Here is a 14,682-nt window from a genome sequence, read left to right as displayed (position 1 = left end):
AACATCCCACTACACTCTTCCCCCCCACGACGCTCTTCCGATCCCACATTCCTTTACGTATATCGAACACCGCGATTTGAGGAGGAGCGAAGCGACGGAATCCCGTCGGGCCCTTGGGAAGTGTGCCGTCTAGAGACGGGCATTTGAGGAGGAGCCCTTCGACCGTGTGTCGTCGCTCCGCTCCGCCACGCATGCTCAGGACAGGCTCCGCGACGGAGTCCCGTCGGGCCCTTGGGAAGTGTGCCGTCTTGAGGAGGAGCCCTTCGACCGCGTGCCGTCGCTCCGTTCCGTCACGCGTGCTCAGGACAGGTTCCGCGACGGAGCCCGCCCGTGATTCGAGCCCTGCCTCCCGCGTACGCGACACCCGGTCGGGCGCCGCGACAGTCGGTCGAGAAGCGACACGGGCGGTTGTCGCGTCCTCTCCGATCGTCGCGGGTACATTCCGGTTGTCGCTGACGGCAATGGCTCGAGGAGTGGCGGCCCCGCCGGGATCGCCGACCGGGACTCGTCCTCCGTGGGGGACCGAAGACGGTCTACGGCGGAGGACGAGTTTCGCTGGAGCGTGACTCGGGAGTGGTGCTCAGGAGTAGTACGGCGCGGTAGAGCCGGACAGCGGGAGTTCCGGGAGGTTCAGCTTGCGGTGGTCCCACGACCGGATGCGGTCGGTGACGATACGGACGGCGACGCGCTTGTGCATCATCGCGTCGACGGCGGGCCGCAGGTCGTCGGTGTACGGCCCGTTGTAGCGCTCCCAGACGCTGATGCCGGCGCGGAGGCAGGTGTCGGGATCGTCGTAGATCTCGGCGACGCCTTCGAGGGAGACGCCGCGCAACTGGTCGTAGGTGAGGCCGTCTTCGATCATCACGGTCACGCGCGGGTCGCGGCGCAGGTTGACGGCCTTCTGCGACTTGGCCTTGGTCTCGAACCAGAGTTCCCCGTCGATCACGCCGTACCACATGGCGACGAGGTGCGGCCGGCCGTCGGCGCCGAGGGTGGCGAGGGTGGCGGTGCGGTTTTGCTCGATGAAGCGGGCGATCTCGTCGTCGGACATGACGATCTGGCTGCGCTGGTTGGTTCCCATAGGCCGACGCTAGCGCAGCGGCGGCGGAGAGTGGCGTGGACCACCCCCGCGGGGGACTACAGTCGCGCGCCGATCCGTTCGGCGGCGGCGACGAGATCGGCGGCCCAGCGCTCGCCGGGGCGGCGGCCCATCCGGTCGATCGGGCCGGAGACGCTCACCGCGGCGACGACGGCGCCGGTCCGGTCGTAGACCGGAGCGGACACGCTGGCGACGCCGTCGGCGCGTTCGCCGGCGCTCTGGGCCCAGCCGCGGCGCCGGATCTCGGCGAGGTGGCGTTCGGTGTAGACGGCGTCGGCGAGGAGATCGTCGCGCACGGCCGGGTCGGCGAAGGCGGCGAGTACGCGCGCGGCCGAGCCCGCGCTCATCGGGAGGCGGGTGCCGACCGGGACGGTGTCGCGCAGACCGGTCGGCGGTTCGACGGCGGCGATGCAGATGCGTTCGGCGCCCTCGCGGCGGTAAAGCTGCACCGATTCGCCGGTCGCGGTCTGCAGGCCGGGGAGCACCGGCAGGCCGGCCTCCCGGACCGCGTCGGGGGCGCCGGCCGCCAGTTCACGCAGGGCGGGTCCGGGGATCCAGCGGCCGGTGGCGTCACGGGTCAGCAGCAGGTGCGTCTCCAGGCCGACGGCCAGCCGGTGCGCAGTGGCGCGGGGCAGGCCGGTGGCTTCGGTGAGCTCCGCGAGATTGCACGGCTGGGCCGCGACGGTGTGCAGAACGAGGACCGACTTGTCTAGCACGCCGATTCCGCTAGTATTTCCCATACGGCGATATTAGCCGTCCATATATTGAGATAGCCAGTCCGGCCGGCGACAGCCCCGAAGCCGTCGGACCCGGTGAGAAAGTCGAGTGAGCTCATGACTGAGTCGGAAGCACGCCGCGCGCCCCGCACGCTGGCCGAGAAGGTCTGGGACGACCACGTGGTGGTCCCCGGCCGGGTCGACGACAACGGCGAAGTGGGACCGGACCTCATCTACATCGACCTGCACCTGGTGCACGAGGTGACCAGCCCGCAGGCGTTCGACGGCCTCCGGGTGGCCGGCCGCCCGGTGCACCGGCCCGACCTGACCATCGCGACCGAGGACCACAACGTCCCGACCGTCGACATCTTCAGCCCGATCGCCGATCAGGTGTCCGCGCTGCAGGTGGAGACCCTCCGCCGCAACTGCGCGGAGTTCGGGGTCCGGCTGTACCCGATGGGCGACGCCGACCAGGGCATCGTGCACGTCGTCGGACCGCAGCTGGGCCTCACCCAGCCGGGGATGACAGTGGTGTGCGGCGACAGCCACACCGCCACCCACGGCGCCTTCGGCGCCATCGCGATGGGCATCGGCACCTCCGAGGTGGAGCACGTGATGGCCACCCAGACCCTGTCGCTGCGCCCGTTCAAGACCATGGCGATCAACGTCGACGGTGAGCTCCCGCCCGGCGTCACCGGCAAGGACCTGATTCTGGCGATCATCGCCCAGATCGGCACCGGCGGCGGCCAGGGTCACGTCCTGGAGTACCGCGGCTCCGCCATCGAGAAGCTGTCGATGGAGGCGCGGATGACGATCTGCAACATGTCGATCGAGGCCGGTGCCCGCGCCGGCATGATCGCCCCCGACCAGGTCACCTACGACTACCTCAAGGGCCGCTCGCACGCCCCGAAGGGCGCCGACTGGGATGCGGCCGTCGAATACTGGGACAGCCTCCGCACCGACGAAGGCGCGGTGTTCGACCGCGAGGTGCACATCGACGCGTCGTCGCTCACCCCGTTCGTCACCTGGGGCACCAATCCGGGACAGGGCCTCCCGCTCGGCGCCGACGTGCCGGACCCCGCCGACATGCTCGACGAGACCGAGGCGCTGGCCGCGACGCGAGCGCTCGAGTACATGGACCTGACCCCGGGCACGCCGCTGCGTGAGGTGGCGGTCGACACCGTGTTCATCGGTTCGTGCACCAACGGCCGGATCGAGGACCTGCGCGCCGTCGCCGAGGTGCTGCGCGGCCGGAAGGTGGCCGACGGGGTGCGGATGCTGGTGGTGCCGGGCTCGATGAAGGTCCGGGCGCAGGCGGAGGAGGAGGGTCTCGGCGAGGTCTTCACCGAGGCCGGCGCCGAATGGCGGATGGCCGGATGCTCGATGTGTCTCGGGATGAACCCGGATCAGCTGGCGCCGGGCGACCGCTGCGCGTCGACGTCGAACCGAAACTTCGAGGGACGCCAGGGCAAGGGCGGCCGCACCCACCTCGTGTCGCCGGCCGTCGCGGCCGCGACCGCGGTGCGCGGCACACTCTCCTCGCCCGCCGATCTCGCCTGACACCGACCGAAGAAAGACGATCATGGAACCCTTCATCTCCCACACCGGTATCGGAGTCCCGTTGCAGCGCAGCAACGTCGACACCGACCAGATCATCCCCGCCGTCTACCTCAAGCGCGTCACGCGCACCGGTTTCGAGGACGGCCTCTTCGCCGGTTGGCGCACCGATCCGGACTTCATCCTGAACAACGAGCCGTGGAACTCGGGGTCGGTGCTGGTCGCCGGCCCGGACTTCGGCACCGGCTCGTCGCGCGAGCACGCCGTCTGGGCGCTGATGGATTTCGGCTTCCGCGTGGTGATCTCCTCGCGCTTCGCCGACATCTTCCGCGGCAACTCCGGAAAGGCGGGACTCGTTGCGGCACAGGTGGATCAGAGCGACGTCGAACTGATCTGGAAGCGACTCGACGCCGAACCCGGCCTCGAGCTGACGGTCGACCTCGAATCGCGCACGGTCACCGCGGGCGACCTCGTCGTGCCGCTGCAGATCGACGACTACACCCGCTGGCGGCTGATGGAGGGGCTCGACGACATCGGGCTCACCCTGCGTGAGGTCGACGCGATCACCGAGTTCGAGAGCAAGCGGCCCTCGTTCAAGCCGGTCACCCTGCCCTGAGCCGTGTCTCCTGAGTCTCTTTCCGGTCCTCGGCGGCCCGCTCGCTGAACGTCTGGCGGCGTTGTCGTCGGTCGGCGGATCCACCGATGCCTACGGAGAAGACTCAGGAGACACGGCCTAGCAGTGGCGACGCCGAATCCCGGTCCGCCGGTGAACCCCGGTATTTACCCAGACTTGCTCGGGTGGTAAGGGATTCGGCGTTGCGCCCACGATTTGGGCGTCTGCCGTTTACCGTGTGGAACTAACCGGCGCGGCCGGTGATTCAACTCACGCGGAGGAACGCATGAACAAGGCCCAACTCATCGAAGAGCTGACCAAGCGCCTCGATGCCGACCGCAAGACCGCCACCGAAGCCGTGGAAACCCTCATCGACACCATCGTCCGTGCCGTCAGCAAGGGCGAGAGTGTCACGATCACCGGCTTCGGTGTCTTCGAAAAGCGCAGGCGCGCACCGCGTGTCGCGCGCAATCCCCGCACCGGCGAGACGATCAAGGTGCGCGAGACGTCGATCCCGGCATTTCGTCCCGGGGCGAAATTCAAGGAGATCATCTCCGGCAGCCGGAAGCTGAAGGCGGGGGAGTCCGCGGTGAAGCGCACCTCCGATCCCGAGGCGCCCGCCAAGAAGGCCGCCGCGAAGAAGAGTGCGGCGACGACGAGCACCGCGGCGACGAAGACGGCCGCGAAGAAGAGCACACCGGCCAAGAAGACGGCGACGAAGGCGACCGCTGCCAAGAAGTCCAGTGCCGCAGCGAAGACCGCGCCGGCCACGAAGACCGCGGCCACGAAGACCGCGGCCACGAAGAGCGCGCCCGCGAAGTCCACCGCCGCCAAGGCCGCACCGGCCAAGAAGTCGGCCACGAAGACGACAGCGGCCAAGGCCGCTCCCGCCGCCACGAAGGCGACCGCCGCGAAGAAGTCCGCGCCCGCCAAGTCGGCTCCCGCCAAGTCGGCGGCCACGGCGCCCGCCAAGAAGAGTTCCGCGGCGAAGAAGACGGCGCCCGCGAAGAAGACGACCGGGGCCGCCAAGACCGCGGCCCCCACGAAGACGACGGCCACCAAGACCGCCGCCAAGACCACGGCGGCGAAGAAGACCGCGGCACCCGCCGAGAAGGCCACCGCGGCGAAGAAGACCACCGCCGCGAAGAAGACGACCGCTGCGAAGAAGACGACCGCTGCGAAGAAGACCACCGCGGCGAAGAAGACCACCGCCGCCAAGAAGACGACGGCCGCCAAGAAGGCTCCGGCCAAGTCCGCACCGGCCAAGCCCTGATCCCGAACCACTGAAGCGCCCCCGATCACGAAAAGATCGGGGGCGCTTCAGTGTTCAGCGGAGGATCAGTGCCCGTTCTTCCCCGGGAACGGACTCGGGAGGTGGTCGGCCTGGATCAGCGTCTCCCCGTGCAGGGTGAGGATCCACACGCTGCCCTTGCGATTGCGGGAGGCGGGCAGCTCGACCTGGTCGTCGGCCGCCCACCGTTTGAGCAGCGGTGCGATGGCCCGGCCCTGGCTGCACACCACCCGGACCCCGGCGACCGGGGCCGCCAGTGTCCGCAGGCGCTCCCGCGCCTCGGCGGGATCGGCCGCGTAGGCCTCCTCGGTCAGCGCCGGTTCGACGACGATGTCCGCGCGCAACTCCTGTGACAGCGGCACCAGGGTCTGCACACAGCGCAGCCGGTCCGCGGCGTGCAAGTGCCGCACGCCGTACAGGCCCAGCACTCCCACCAGGGCCTCGGCCTGCGCCTCACCCTCGTCGTCGAGCGGGCGCTGGGTGTCGTCGCCGGAGAACCGGGTGCGTCGACCGGCCTTGGCGTGCCGGACCACGACCAACTGGTGCAGGTCCCGGACATCTTGTGCGGCAAAGGCTTTCAGCACCTTGCGGTCCGCGCCGTACGACACGGTGCGCTGCGCGCCGTCCACCGACAGCCACTGGATGTCGTCGGTCTCGTGGTTGGCGACGAACCGCCCACCGGTGGACTCCATCGACCAGTAGGCGACCTTCTTCCGGACCCCGGGCTTGAGCGAGTAGCTCACCGTTTCCAGTGCCCGGCCGATACGGCCGTCGTGCCCGGTCTCCTCGGTCACCTCTCGGGCGGCCGTGGCCACCAGGAGTTCGCCGTCGTGCGCCTTGCCCTTGGGCAGCGACCAGTCGTCGTACCGCTTGCGGTGTACGACGGCGACCTCGACCTTGCCCGCCGCGGAGATCCGCCAGAGCACCGCTCCGGCGGCCCACACGGTGCGGGTGGCTGAACTCATGCGCCGGAACCCGAATCCAGCAGGCGCCGTGGACGATTCATCATCCGGCGCTGGTGGTCGCGCACCTCCTCGCCGGCCGCGGGCGACGCGGTCCAGGATCCGTCGGGCTGCAGTTCCCAGCACCGGGTGCGCGGATCGAAGGCCGAGTCGAAAATGTCCTGCAGATCGGCGGCCAGCCGCCGATCACGGACCTGTGCCATCACCTCGACGCGGCGGTCGAGGTTCCGGTGCATCATGTCGGCGCTGCCGATCCAGTACTCCTCGGCGGCGCCGAACACGAGGATCCGCGAGTGTTCCAGGAACTGGCCGAGGATGGAGCGGACGGTGATGTTCTCGCTCAGCCCGGGAACGCCCGGACGCAGCGCGCAGATCCCACGCACGAAGACCTCCACCGGCACACCGGCCTGCGAGGCGCGGTAGAGCGCGTCGATGACCTTCTCGTCGACCAGGGCGTTCGCCTTGAGCTGGACGCGCGCCCGGGTGTCGCCGGCCCGGCGGGCGGCCACCTCGCCCTCGATCCGCTCGATGATCCCGGAGCGGATCCCGTGCGGCGCCACCAGCAGATTCCGGTACTCGGTCTTGCGGGAGTAGCCGGTCAGCGTGTTGAACAGGTCGGTGAGGTCCGCGCCGAGCTCCGGGGCCGCGGTGAACAGGCCCACGTCCTCGTACAGCCGCGCGGTCTTCGGGTTGTAGTTGCCGGTGCCGATGTGGCAGTAGCGGCGGATCGTCGAACCCTCCCGGCGGACCACCAGGCAGGTCTTGCAGTGCGTCTTGAGTCCGACCAGGCCGTACACCACGTGCACCCCGGACTTCTCCAGCTTGCGCGCCCAGCGGATGTTGGCCTGCTCGTCGAACCGGGCCTTCAGCTCGACCAGCGCCACCACCTGCTTGCCCGCGGCGGCCGCGTCGATCAGCGCGTTGACGATCGGGGAGTCGCCGGACGTGCGGTACAGGGTCTGCTTGATGGCGAGCACCTGCGGGTCGGCGGCGGCCTGCTCGATGAAGCGCTGCACGCTGGTGGAGAACGAGTCGTACGGGTGCTGCACCAGGACGTCGCCCTCCTGCAGCGTCGCGAAGATGCTCTTGGGCGTCTCGCGTTCACCGAAGGCGGGGTGCGTCTTCGGAACGAAAGCGGGTTCCTTGAGCGCGGGCCGGTCGACGCCGTAGACCTCGAACAGCGAGGTCAGGTCGAGCAGGCCGGGTGTGGCGATCACATCGGCGGGGTCGACGTCGAGTTCGCGAAGCAGGAGTTCGAGCATGTGCTCGCTCATGTCGTCGCCGACCTCCAGGCGCACCGGTGAGCCGAAGCGGCGTCGTGCCAGCTCGCGTTCCAGCGCCTGGAGCAGGTCCTCGTCGCGGTCCTCGTCCACCTCGAAGTCGGCGTTGCGGGTGACCCGGAAGACGTGATGCTCCACCACGTGCATCCCCGGGAACAGGTACTCGAGGTTGGCGGCGATCAGCTTCTCCAGCGGTAGGAAGATCGCCGGCTGGTGACCGTCGGCGCCCTCCGGCTCGTCGCTCGGGATCAGGTGGTCGACGCGGATGAAGCGATTGATGTTGTTGGGCACCTTGACCCGGGCGAAGCGTTCACCTTCGCTCTCGTCGCGGACGGTCACCGCGAGATTCAGCGACAGGCCGCTGATGTACGGGAAGGGATGCGCCGGATCCACCGCGAGCGGAGTGAGGATCGGGAACAGCTCGTTGTGGAAGTGCTCACGCAAGCGCACCTGCTGGAGTTGCGTGAGGTCGTCCCAGTCGGCGATGTGCACGTCGGCCGCGGCGAGGGCGGGGAGCACCGAGTCGAGGAAGACACGCGCGTGCCGGTTGGCGATCTTCTGGGTGCGGGTGGCGATCATGTGCAGTTGCTCGCGCGGCGAGCGGCCGTCGGCGGAGCGGACCGAGAGGCCCGTCTCGTCGCGTCGCTTGAGGCCGGCGACGCGGACCATGAAGAACTCGTCCAGATTCGAGGCGAAGATCGCCAGGAACTTGGCGCGTTCCAGCAGCGGGAGCGACGAGTCCTCGGCCAGGGCCAGCACCCGGGAGTTGAAGTCGAGCCAGCTCAGTTCGCGGTTGAAGTAGCGCTCGGCGGGCAGGTCCGCGGACTCGTCGGGATCGACGGTCTCGGCGGGCAGGGCGGCGGGCAGATTGGTGCTCGAGTCATCGGTGGTCTCGTCCGTGGCGGTCACTCCGCCATTCTTCCCTATCAGCGGCGATTACGTGCGACGTCCCTGGCCCGCGGATCGAGCACGGCCGGCGCGGTGTGCGGGCCGAGGCCGAGCAGGGTCGCCGCCCGCAGGTCGGCGGCGGTGTCCACGTCGCAGCGCAGGTCGGGCCAGCGGGTGCGCGCGGGATCGAGTTCGACGGCCCCGGCGCGCCGGTGAGCGGCGGCCGAACCGGGCCCGAACGCCGGTGTGAAGACGGCGCCGGAGGCGACGGCGAGCAGCGTCGTCCCCTCACCGGCCCGGTCGGACACGAAGGCGACGGTGTGGCGCGCCGCCGAATCGACGGCCGCGCCGAACGACTCGGGGGTGAGAGCGGGGAGGTCGGCCTGCAGATAGACGACGGCGTCCCCGGGCCGCGCGCGCCGTGCGCCGTGCGCCAGGGCGGCGTTCAGGCCGGGTGCCGCGGGCTCGTCGCACGTGTCGATCTCCAGTCGTCTGGCCGATCTCCGGACGCGGGGATCCGGGCTGACGACCACGATCCGCGGTGCGCCCGCGCGCCGGACCGCGCCGACGGTGTCGGCGAGCATGGCGGCCACCAGTTCCTCGCGCTCGGCGTCCGACGACGTGGCCCCGGCGAGCCGGCTCTTGGCCAGGTGCAGGTGCTTGAGCGCCAGCACCACCGTCATCGGGGAGGACATGGGCACCATGGTGCCCGGCGCCGCGCGCGGCGGCCAGCGCGGGGCGGGCGAAAGCGGCCCTGACCGGGGTGGCGGTCGATACTCTGAACCGGAATCGTTTCGGTGTACGAACAGGAGTGGTGCGGTGCGCGCGGTGGTCATGGGTTCGGGTTCGTGGGGTACGGCGGTCGCGAAAGTGCTGGTCGACGCCGGGAACGATGTCACGGTGTGGGCGCGTCGGCCGCAGCTCGCCGAGCACATCACCACGCAGCACGAGAATCCCGGCTACCTGCCCGGCATCGCGCTGCCGGAGTCGCTGAGGGCCGTCTCCTCGGTCGAGGAGGCGCTGGCCGGTGCCGAACTGGTGGTCTGCGCGGTGCCCTCGCAGGCGCTGCGGGAGAACCTGAGCCAGTGGAAGGAGTTCCTGCCGCCGGACGCGATCCTGCTGTCGCTCGCCAAGGGCGTCGAGATCAGCACCGGCGAGCGGATGAGCCAGGTGATCAAGGAGGTCACCGGGTTCGACGATGCGCAGATCGCGGTGCTGTCCGGCCCCAACCTGGCCCGCGAGATCGCCCTGGAGCAGCCGGCGGCGACCGTGATCGCGTGCAGCGACGAGGGGACGGCACGCCGGGTGCAGGAGGCCTTCGGGGCACCCTACTTCCGCCCGTACACCAACACCGACGTGGTCGGCACCGAGATCGGCGGTGCCGCGAAGAACGTGATCGCACTGGCCTGCGGCATGGCCTCGGGCCTCGGGTTCGGCGAGAACACCCTGGCCACGCTGATCACCCGCGGTCTCGCCGAGACCATGCGGCTCGGCGTGGCCCTCGGCGCCGACATGCGGACCATGGCCGGTCTCGCCGGGATCGGCGACCTGGTGGCGACCTGCTCGTCGCCGCTCTCGCGCAACCGCACCTTCGGCGCCCGCCTCGGTGAGGGCGCGTCGCTGGAAGAGGCGCAGGCGGCGACCAACGGGCAGGTGGCCGAGGGCGTCAAGAGCTGCCGGTCGGTCCGGGCCCTCGCCGCCGAGCACGGCGTCGAGATGCCGCTCACCGAGGCCGTGTACCAGGTCTGTCACGAGGGTATGGCGGTCCCGGACATGGTCGGCATGCTTCTCGGCCGCACCCCCAAGCCCGAGGTCTGATCCTCGACCGGGCCCGTGTCGCGGGTCCACTGGCGTGTCGAAGGTCCCGTACGGCTCGCGACACGTCAGTAGACCCGCGACACGCAGCAGGATCAGGTCTCGCTGAACGACTGCCAGCCGCGCAGTCCGGTCACCGGGGCGCCGTCGACCGTCACCGCCGGACCGGCCGCCGTGTCGCCGGCCGGGCCGCGGCCGGTGACCGTGCCGATCGTCGCCCACCCGTCGGGAACGGTCCCGGGCGCGAACGCGGCGAGCAGTTCGTGGTCCTCGCCGCCGGTCAGGGTCCAGCGCACCGGGTCGACGCCCAGTTCGGCGGCCAGCTCGTCCAGGCCCGGCGGCCGCGGGACGGCGGCACCGGCCACATCGAGGGCCAGTCCGCTCGCGCCGGACATGGTGATCAGCTCCTCGACCAGGCCGTCCGAGACGTCGGTCATCGCGCGGGCCCCGGCACGGGCCGCGCGCGGGCCCTGGGACAGGTCGGGTGCCGGGAGCCGGTAGTCCTCGACGAGCGCCGAGAATCGTTGTGCGAGTGCGGGATCGGCGCCGTTCTCGATCGCCGAGAGCACCGCGAGACCGCCGGCCGCACCGCCGAGCGGACCGCTGACGGCCAGCACGTCACCGGGCTGTGCACCGGCCAGCGTCACCGGCGCCACCCCGGCCAGCGTGCCCACGGAGGTCACGGTGAGGATCACCGTGGGACACGAGACCAGATCGCCGCCGAGGACGCGCCCGCCCAGGCGATGCGTCTGCTCGACGATGCCCTCGTTGAGCGCGAGGACCCGATCGACCGGTGTCTGCGGCGGACAGCCGATCGAGACCACCACCCCGCGCAGATTCCCGCCCATCGCGGCGATGTCGGCGGCGCTCTGCACCACGGCCCGGGCGCCGATCGGCCCGGGCGCCGACCAGTCGAAACGGAAGTGGCGGCCGGCCACTGCGGTGTCGGTGCTGACCACGACCGGCCCGTCGGCGCGCAACACGGCGGCGTCGTCGCCGGAACCGATCACCACGTCGCCGTCGGCCACGGGGGCCTCGGCCCCGGAACGACGCGCCGCCGCCGCGGTGAACAGCGCGATCAGCGCGCGTTCACCGACCTCGCCGACCGTCGCCCGGCCGTCCCGCCCAACCTTCTGCACCGGCCCGACACTACCGCCGATAAGGTCTCTGCCATGACCGAGAGTGAGCAGACCGGCCGGGAGCCGCGGCTGAGTCCCGCCCTCATCGCGACACTGGTCGCGATCCCGGTGATGGTGGTCGCGGGATTCATCGCCTTCGCGGTGCTGCGGAGCGACCGGGCGTCGACGGTGCCGATCGAGAGCTACTCGACGTCGAGCGAGAACGCCGATCTCTGCGGCCCGCTGATCGCGAAGCTGCCCGAATCGTTCGACGACTACCGGCACAAGAAGGTGGACGGCAACACCGTGACCTGGACGTCGAACAAGAGCGGCGACTCCGGGGATCCGCTGATGCTGCGGTGCGGCGTCGCCCGCCCCAAGGATCTCGCGCCCACCAGCGCCCTGCAGGTGATCAACGCCGTCCAGTGGTTCATGACCGACTCGGACACCTCGCGCGGGCAGGCGTTCGTGGTCGTCGATCGTCGGCCGTACGTGGCCGTGTGGGTGCCGGTCGGGTCGGGGAACGGCGCGCTGACCGACATCTCCGGACTCGTCGCCGGCCTGCCCGAGGCGCCGCTCGACTTCGGGCACTGACGCCGGTGGTTAGATCGACCCATGGCTGTCTACGCTCTCGGTGATCGCACACCGACTCTCGGCACCGATGTCTACGTCCACCCCGACGCGACCGTGATCGGTGACGTCACCCTCGGTGACGGCGTCTCGGTCTGGCCCGGCGCGGTGCTGCGCGGCGATTACGGGACCATCACCGTCGGGGCACGCACCAACATCCAGGACGGCACCATCGTCCACTGCACGTTCAAGGACCCGACCGTGATCGGCGCGAACTGCGTGGTGGGGCACAACGCGCACATCGAGGGTGCGGTGATCGGCGACGACTGCCTGATCGCGTCCGGCTCGGTGGTGCTCAACGGTTCGACGATCGGCGCGGGCTCGGTGGTCGGCGCCGGCGCGGTGGTGCCGTACAACACGCAGATCCCGGCGCGGGCGATGGCGGTCGGGGTGCCGGCCAAGGTGCGCGAGGGCGTCGAGGTTCCCGAGGGGCACACCGCGGGCAACACCGAACTGTACTTCCAGAACGCGCAGTACTACGCGCGTGAGCTGCGGAGGCTCGACTGATGGGCGCGCCGCTCGCCGAACTGATCGATCCCGGGTGGGCCCGGGCACTGGCCCCGGTGGAGGGGCGGATCGCCGAGATGGGGCAGTTCTTGCGCGCCGAGAACGCCGCCGGCCGCGGATACCTCCCGGCCGGGAAGAACGTGCTGCGCGCGTTCAGTCAGCCGTTCGACGACGTCCGCGTGCTCATCGTCGGCCAGGACCCGTATCCGACGCCCGGCCACGCCGTCGGCCTCAGTTTCTCGGTGGCCCCGGACGTCTCGCCGATCCCCAAATCGCTGATCAACATCTACACCGAGTACTGCGACGACCTCGGGTACCCGCGGCCGTCGAACGGTGACCTCACCCCGTGGGCGCGGCAGGGCGTCCTGCTGCTCAACAGAGTGCTCACCGTCTCGCCGGGCGACGCGGCGTCGCATCGCGGGAAGGGCTGGGAGGAGGTGACCGAGTGCGCGATCGCGGCGCTCGCCGCGCGCGACGAGCCGCTGGTGGCGATCCTCTGGGGCAACGACGCCCGGCGCGCCGCGCAGTGGCTGCCGGATGTGCCGGTGATCGAGTCGGCGCACCCGTCACCGCTGTCGGCGTCCCGCGGCTTCTTCGGTTCCCGGCCGTTCAGCCGCGCCAACGAGGAACTGCTCGACCTCGGCGCCGAGCCGGTCGACTGGCGCCTCCCGTAACCTGCGCGCCGGATTCCGTCCCGCCACCGGGAATCCGTTCGCCCACCCGGTCTATTGCGGGTGGGCGGACGGAAACCCGGTGGCTGGGCGGACTCGGGGTGGGTGGACGGAATCCGGCTGCTGTCGCAGGTTCAGCCGCGTGCGCCGGGGAAATCCGGCGCACGCTTGGCGACGAAGGCGTCCACGCCCTCCATGCCCTCCGCGGTCACCGAGAGAGCGGCGATCGACTCGGCTTCCGCGGCGAGCTGTTCGGCGAGGGTGTTCGACGCCGACGAGTACAGCAGATGCCGGATCGCGGTGTGCGCGCCCGACGGGCCCGCGGCGAGACCGGCGGCCACCTCGCGGGCGCGGGCCGCGACCTCGTCGTCGGACGCGGTGATCTCGCTGAGCAGGCCCAGCTGCACCGCGGCCGGCGCGTCGATCACCTCGTCGCGCAGCAGGATGGAGCGGGCCTTGCCGAGCCCGACGATCCGCGGCAGCAGCCACGACATGCCGCCGTCCGGGGAGAGACCGATCCCGGGGTATGCCGGACGCATTCGGGTGGCCGGGCCGCCGATCGCGAGGTCGGCGTGCAGCACGAGGCTCATCCCGGCGCCCGCGGCCCAGCCGGAGGCCGCGGCGACGACCGGCAGGCGCGTCGAGTACAGGGACGCGATGAGGGTGTGCAGGTCGTGCGCGAGGCCGCGGAGGTATTCGCGGCGGTCGTCGGCGGCCGCGAAATAGGCCACGTTGCCACCGGCGCAGAAATTCTTGCCCCGGCCGGTCAGCAGCACGGCGCGCGCCTTCAGGCTGCCGCGCATCACCTTCTGCAGGGCCTCGTTCCCGGCCAGCACGGCGCCGTGGTCCAGCGCGCTGCCCGCGGTGGAGAGGGATACCGCGATCTCCAGGACCCCGTCGTCGTGGAGAATGGTCAGATCATCGCTCATGGGCGCCAGCATAGGCGGCGTCCGTCGTCGTGGACACGAGAGGATCGCCATGACTCGTCAGCCGGGCCCGGACGGGCCGCCCCAGCAGCAGCCGGAGGACGGTGCCGCTTCGGGCGGGACAGCGTCGTCGGACGGGCGTGGCAAGGCCGTGCTCGTCGGCGCCGGGGTGATCGGTGCGGTGGTGCTGGTGGTGGTGATCGTCCTGATCGTGATGGCCGCGCTCGGCGTGGGCTTCTTCGCGTCGAAGAGCGACGACGCGGCCGGCGGGTCGGCGGCGAGCAGCTCGGTCACGGCCGCACCGACCGCACCGGCCGGCGGCACCCCCGTGTGCATCTTCGATGCGAGCGCCGCGCAGGACCTGGCGTCGTCCATGAGCGGCTGGCTGAGCTCGTCGGGGTACGTCGTCACGCGGACCGGGAGTCTGCCTGCGTCGTCGGTGCCCCAGAACACCGTCTACTTCACCGGTGAGCTGGAACCGGAGGGTCGTGCGCTGGCGCGGCTGATCGGCGCCGAGGCCCAGGCACGGCCGACGACGTTCACCGAGTGCCCGCAGCAGCTGGTGCTGATCGTGCGCACGTCGTAGACGGTCGCGGGTCGTCGGCGGTA

The 14,682-nt window shown here is 70.6% G+C and carries 14 protein-coding genes and 1 pseudogene; 8 read left to right on the top strand and 7 right to left on the bottom strand.

The window, feature by feature from the left end; translation table 11 throughout:
- Positions 1 to 580: 580 nt before the first annotated feature.
- Both ACSEEN_RS05305 and ACSEEN_RS05300 read right to left on the bottom strand, forming a co-directional pair.
- Positions 581 to 1,081, bottom strand: a complete 501-nt coding sequence (locus ACSEEN_RS05305) for a pyridoxamine 5'-phosphate oxidase family protein (RefSeq protein WP_247864357.1) — start codon at positions 1,079 to 1,081, stop codon at positions 581 to 583.
- A 56-nt stretch (positions 1,082 to 1,137) separates the two neighbouring features.
- Entirely contained in the window at positions 1,138 to 1,839 is a 702-nt protein-coding gene (locus ACSEEN_RS05300; protein WP_247864356.1) for an IclR family transcriptional regulator, read from the bottom strand.
- 93 nt (positions 1,840 to 1,932) lie between these two features.
- Between ACSEEN_RS05300 and leuC the strand changes: the two genes are divergently transcribed.
- From leuC to ACSEEN_RS05285, 3 genes and pseudogenes are all read left to right on the top strand, one after another.
- Positions 1,933 to 3,375, top strand: coding sequence for a 3-isopropylmalate dehydratase large subunit (leuC, locus tag ACSEEN_RS05295; RefSeq protein ID WP_247864355.1), 1,443 nt, complete (start codon positions 1,933 to 1,935; stop codon positions 3,373 to 3,375).
- Between the two features lie 22 nt (positions 3,376 to 3,397).
- Positions 3,398 to 3,988 (top strand): 3-isopropylmalate dehydratase small subunit, encoded by a 591-nt coding sequence (leuD, locus tag ACSEEN_RS05290; RefSeq protein WP_247864354.1) that lies wholly within the window; start codon positions 3,398 to 3,400, stop codon positions 3,986 to 3,988.
- A gap of 283 nt (positions 3,989 to 4,271) precedes the next feature.
- Positions 4,272 to 5,003 (top strand): annotated as a pseudogene (locus ACSEEN_RS05285) (HU family DNA-binding protein); the annotation flags it as partial.
- Positions 5,004 to 5,323: 320 nt separating this feature from the next.
- Here ACSEEN_RS05285 and ACSEEN_RS05280 read toward each other — a convergent pair.
- From ACSEEN_RS05280 to cofC, 3 genes are read right to left on the bottom strand one after another with little or no spacing between them, the layout of a single operon-like run.
- On the bottom strand, positions 5,324 to 6,241 hold the full coding sequence (locus ACSEEN_RS05280; protein ID WP_440712543.1) for an NUDIX hydrolase: 918 nt from the start codon (positions 6,239 to 6,241) through the stop codon (positions 5,324 to 5,326).
- Positions 6,238 to 8,427 carry an RNA degradosome polyphosphate kinase gene (locus tag ACSEEN_RS05275; RefSeq protein WP_247864350.1) on the bottom strand — a complete coding sequence of 730 codons (2,190 nt, stop codon included), beginning with the start codon at positions 8,425 to 8,427 and terminating at the stop codon, positions 6,238 to 6,240. The genes ACSEEN_RS05280 and ACSEEN_RS05275 overlap by 4 nt, the downstream gene beginning before the upstream one ends.
- 17 nt (positions 8,428 to 8,444) lie before the next feature.
- A complete protein-coding gene (cofC, locus tag ACSEEN_RS05270; RefSeq protein ID WP_247864349.1) occupies positions 8,445 to 9,101 on the bottom strand; it encodes a 2-phospho-L-lactate guanylyltransferase in 657 nt (218 codons plus the stop codon).
- A 124-nt stretch (positions 9,102 to 9,225) separates the two neighbouring features.
- Here cofC and ACSEEN_RS05265 point away from each other — a divergent pair, with 124 nt between their 5' ends.
- Positions 9,226 to 10,224: an NAD(P)H-dependent glycerol-3-phosphate dehydrogenase gene (locus ACSEEN_RS05265; RefSeq protein ID WP_247864348.1), complete on the top strand. Its 999-nt coding sequence runs from the start codon at positions 9,226 to 9,228 to the stop codon at positions 10,222 to 10,224.
- Between the two features lie 92 nt (positions 10,225 to 10,316).
- On the opposite strand, the gene thiL is transcribed toward ACSEEN_RS05265, so the two are convergent.
- The gene (thiL, locus tag ACSEEN_RS05260) at positions 10,317 to 11,360 is read right to left on the bottom strand and encodes a thiamine-phosphate kinase (protein ID WP_440712542.1); all 1,044 of its coding nucleotides are present in this window, start codon (positions 11,358 to 11,360) and stop codon (positions 10,317 to 10,319) included.
- Between the two features lie 33 nt (positions 11,361 to 11,393).
- Between thiL and ACSEEN_RS05255 the strand changes: the two genes are divergently transcribed.
- Genes ACSEEN_RS05255 through ACSEEN_RS05245 form a run of 3 tightly spaced genes read left to right on the top strand, consistent with a single transcriptional unit; the run spans position 11,394 to position 13,150 of the window.
- Positions 11,394 to 11,933, top strand: coding sequence for a DUF3515 domain-containing protein (locus ACSEEN_RS05255; protein ID WP_440712541.1), 540 nt, complete (start codon positions 11,394 to 11,396; stop codon positions 11,931 to 11,933).
- 21 nt (positions 11,934 to 11,954) lie between these two features.
- Positions 11,955 to 12,476, top strand: a complete 522-nt coding sequence (locus ACSEEN_RS05250; RefSeq protein WP_440712540.1) for a gamma carbonic anhydrase family protein — start codon at positions 11,955 to 11,957, stop codon at positions 12,474 to 12,476.
- A complete protein-coding gene (locus ACSEEN_RS05245) occupies positions 12,476 to 13,150 on the top strand; it encodes a uracil-DNA glycosylase (protein WP_440712539.1) in 675 nt (224 codons plus the stop codon). The genes ACSEEN_RS05250 and ACSEEN_RS05245 overlap by 1 nt, the downstream gene beginning before the upstream one ends.
- A 131-nt stretch (positions 13,151 to 13,281) precedes the next feature.
- Here ACSEEN_RS05245 and ACSEEN_RS05240 read toward each other — a convergent pair whose 3' ends face one another.
- Complete coding sequence (locus ACSEEN_RS05240) at positions 13,282 to 14,076, bottom strand: enoyl-CoA hydratase/isomerase family protein (RefSeq protein WP_371306847.1); 795 nt, start codon at positions 14,074 to 14,076, stop codon at positions 13,282 to 13,284.
- Positions 14,077 to 14,125: 49 nt separating this feature from the next.
- On the opposite strand from ACSEEN_RS05240, the gene ACSEEN_RS05235 reads away from it, so the two are divergent.
- Complete coding sequence (locus ACSEEN_RS05235) at positions 14,126 to 14,659, top strand: LytR C-terminal domain-containing protein (RefSeq protein WP_440712538.1); 534 nt, start codon at positions 14,126 to 14,128, stop codon at positions 14,657 to 14,659.
- The last annotated feature ends 23 nt before the right edge of the window (positions 14,660 to 14,682 follow it).

It is taken from the genome of Gordonia marina (genome assembly GCF_052036135.1).
GTDB lineage: Bacteria > Actinomycetota > Actinomycetes > Mycobacteriales > Mycobacteriaceae > Gordonia.
The sequence above is the reverse complement of the archived record's forward strand: the minus strand, read 5'-3'. Positions and strand labels throughout refer to the sequence as shown.

Bases quoted from the DNA above. Each gene is read 5' to 3' on its own strand.
- leuC (WP_247864355.1), top strand. From the start codon at position 1,933: ATGACTGAGTCGGAAGCACGCCGCGCGCCCCGCACGCTGGCCGAGAAG.
- ACSEEN_RS05255 (WP_440712541.1), top strand. From the start codon at position 11,394: ATGACCGAGAGTGAGCAGACCGGCCGGGAGCCGCGGCTGAGTCCCGCC.
- cofC (WP_247864349.1), bottom strand. From the start codon at position 9,101: ATGTCCTCCCCGATGACGGTGGTGCTGGCGCTCAAGCACCTGCACCTG.
- ACSEEN_RS05280 (WP_440712543.1), bottom strand. From the start codon at position 6,241: ATGAGTTCAGCCACCCGCACCGTGTGGGCCGCCGGAGCGGTGCTCTGG.
- ACSEEN_RS05235 (WP_440712538.1), top strand. From the start codon at position 14,126: ATGACTCGTCAGCCGGGCCCGGACGGGCCGCCCCAGCAGCAGCCGGAG.
- ACSEEN_RS05300 (WP_247864356.1), bottom strand. From the start codon at position 1,839: ATGGGAAATACTAGCGGAATCGGCGTGCTAGACAAGTCGGTCCTCGTT.
- ACSEEN_RS05305 (WP_247864357.1), bottom strand. From the start codon at position 1,081: ATGGGAACCAACCAGCGCAGCCAGATCGTCATGTCCGACGACGAGATC.
- leuD (WP_247864354.1), top strand. From the start codon at position 3,398: ATGGAACCCTTCATCTCCCACACCGGTATCGGAGTCCCGTTGCAGCGC.
- ACSEEN_RS05240 (WP_371306847.1), bottom strand. From the start codon at position 14,076: ATGAGCGATGATCTGACCATTCTCCACGACGACGGGGTCCTGGAGATC.
- ACSEEN_RS05250 (WP_440712540.1), top strand. From the start codon at position 11,955: ATGGCTGTCTACGCTCTCGGTGATCGCACACCGACTCTCGGCACCGAT.
- ACSEEN_RS05245 (WP_440712539.1), top strand. From the start codon at position 12,476: ATGGGCGCGCCGCTCGCCGAACTGATCGATCCCGGGTGGGCCCGGGCA.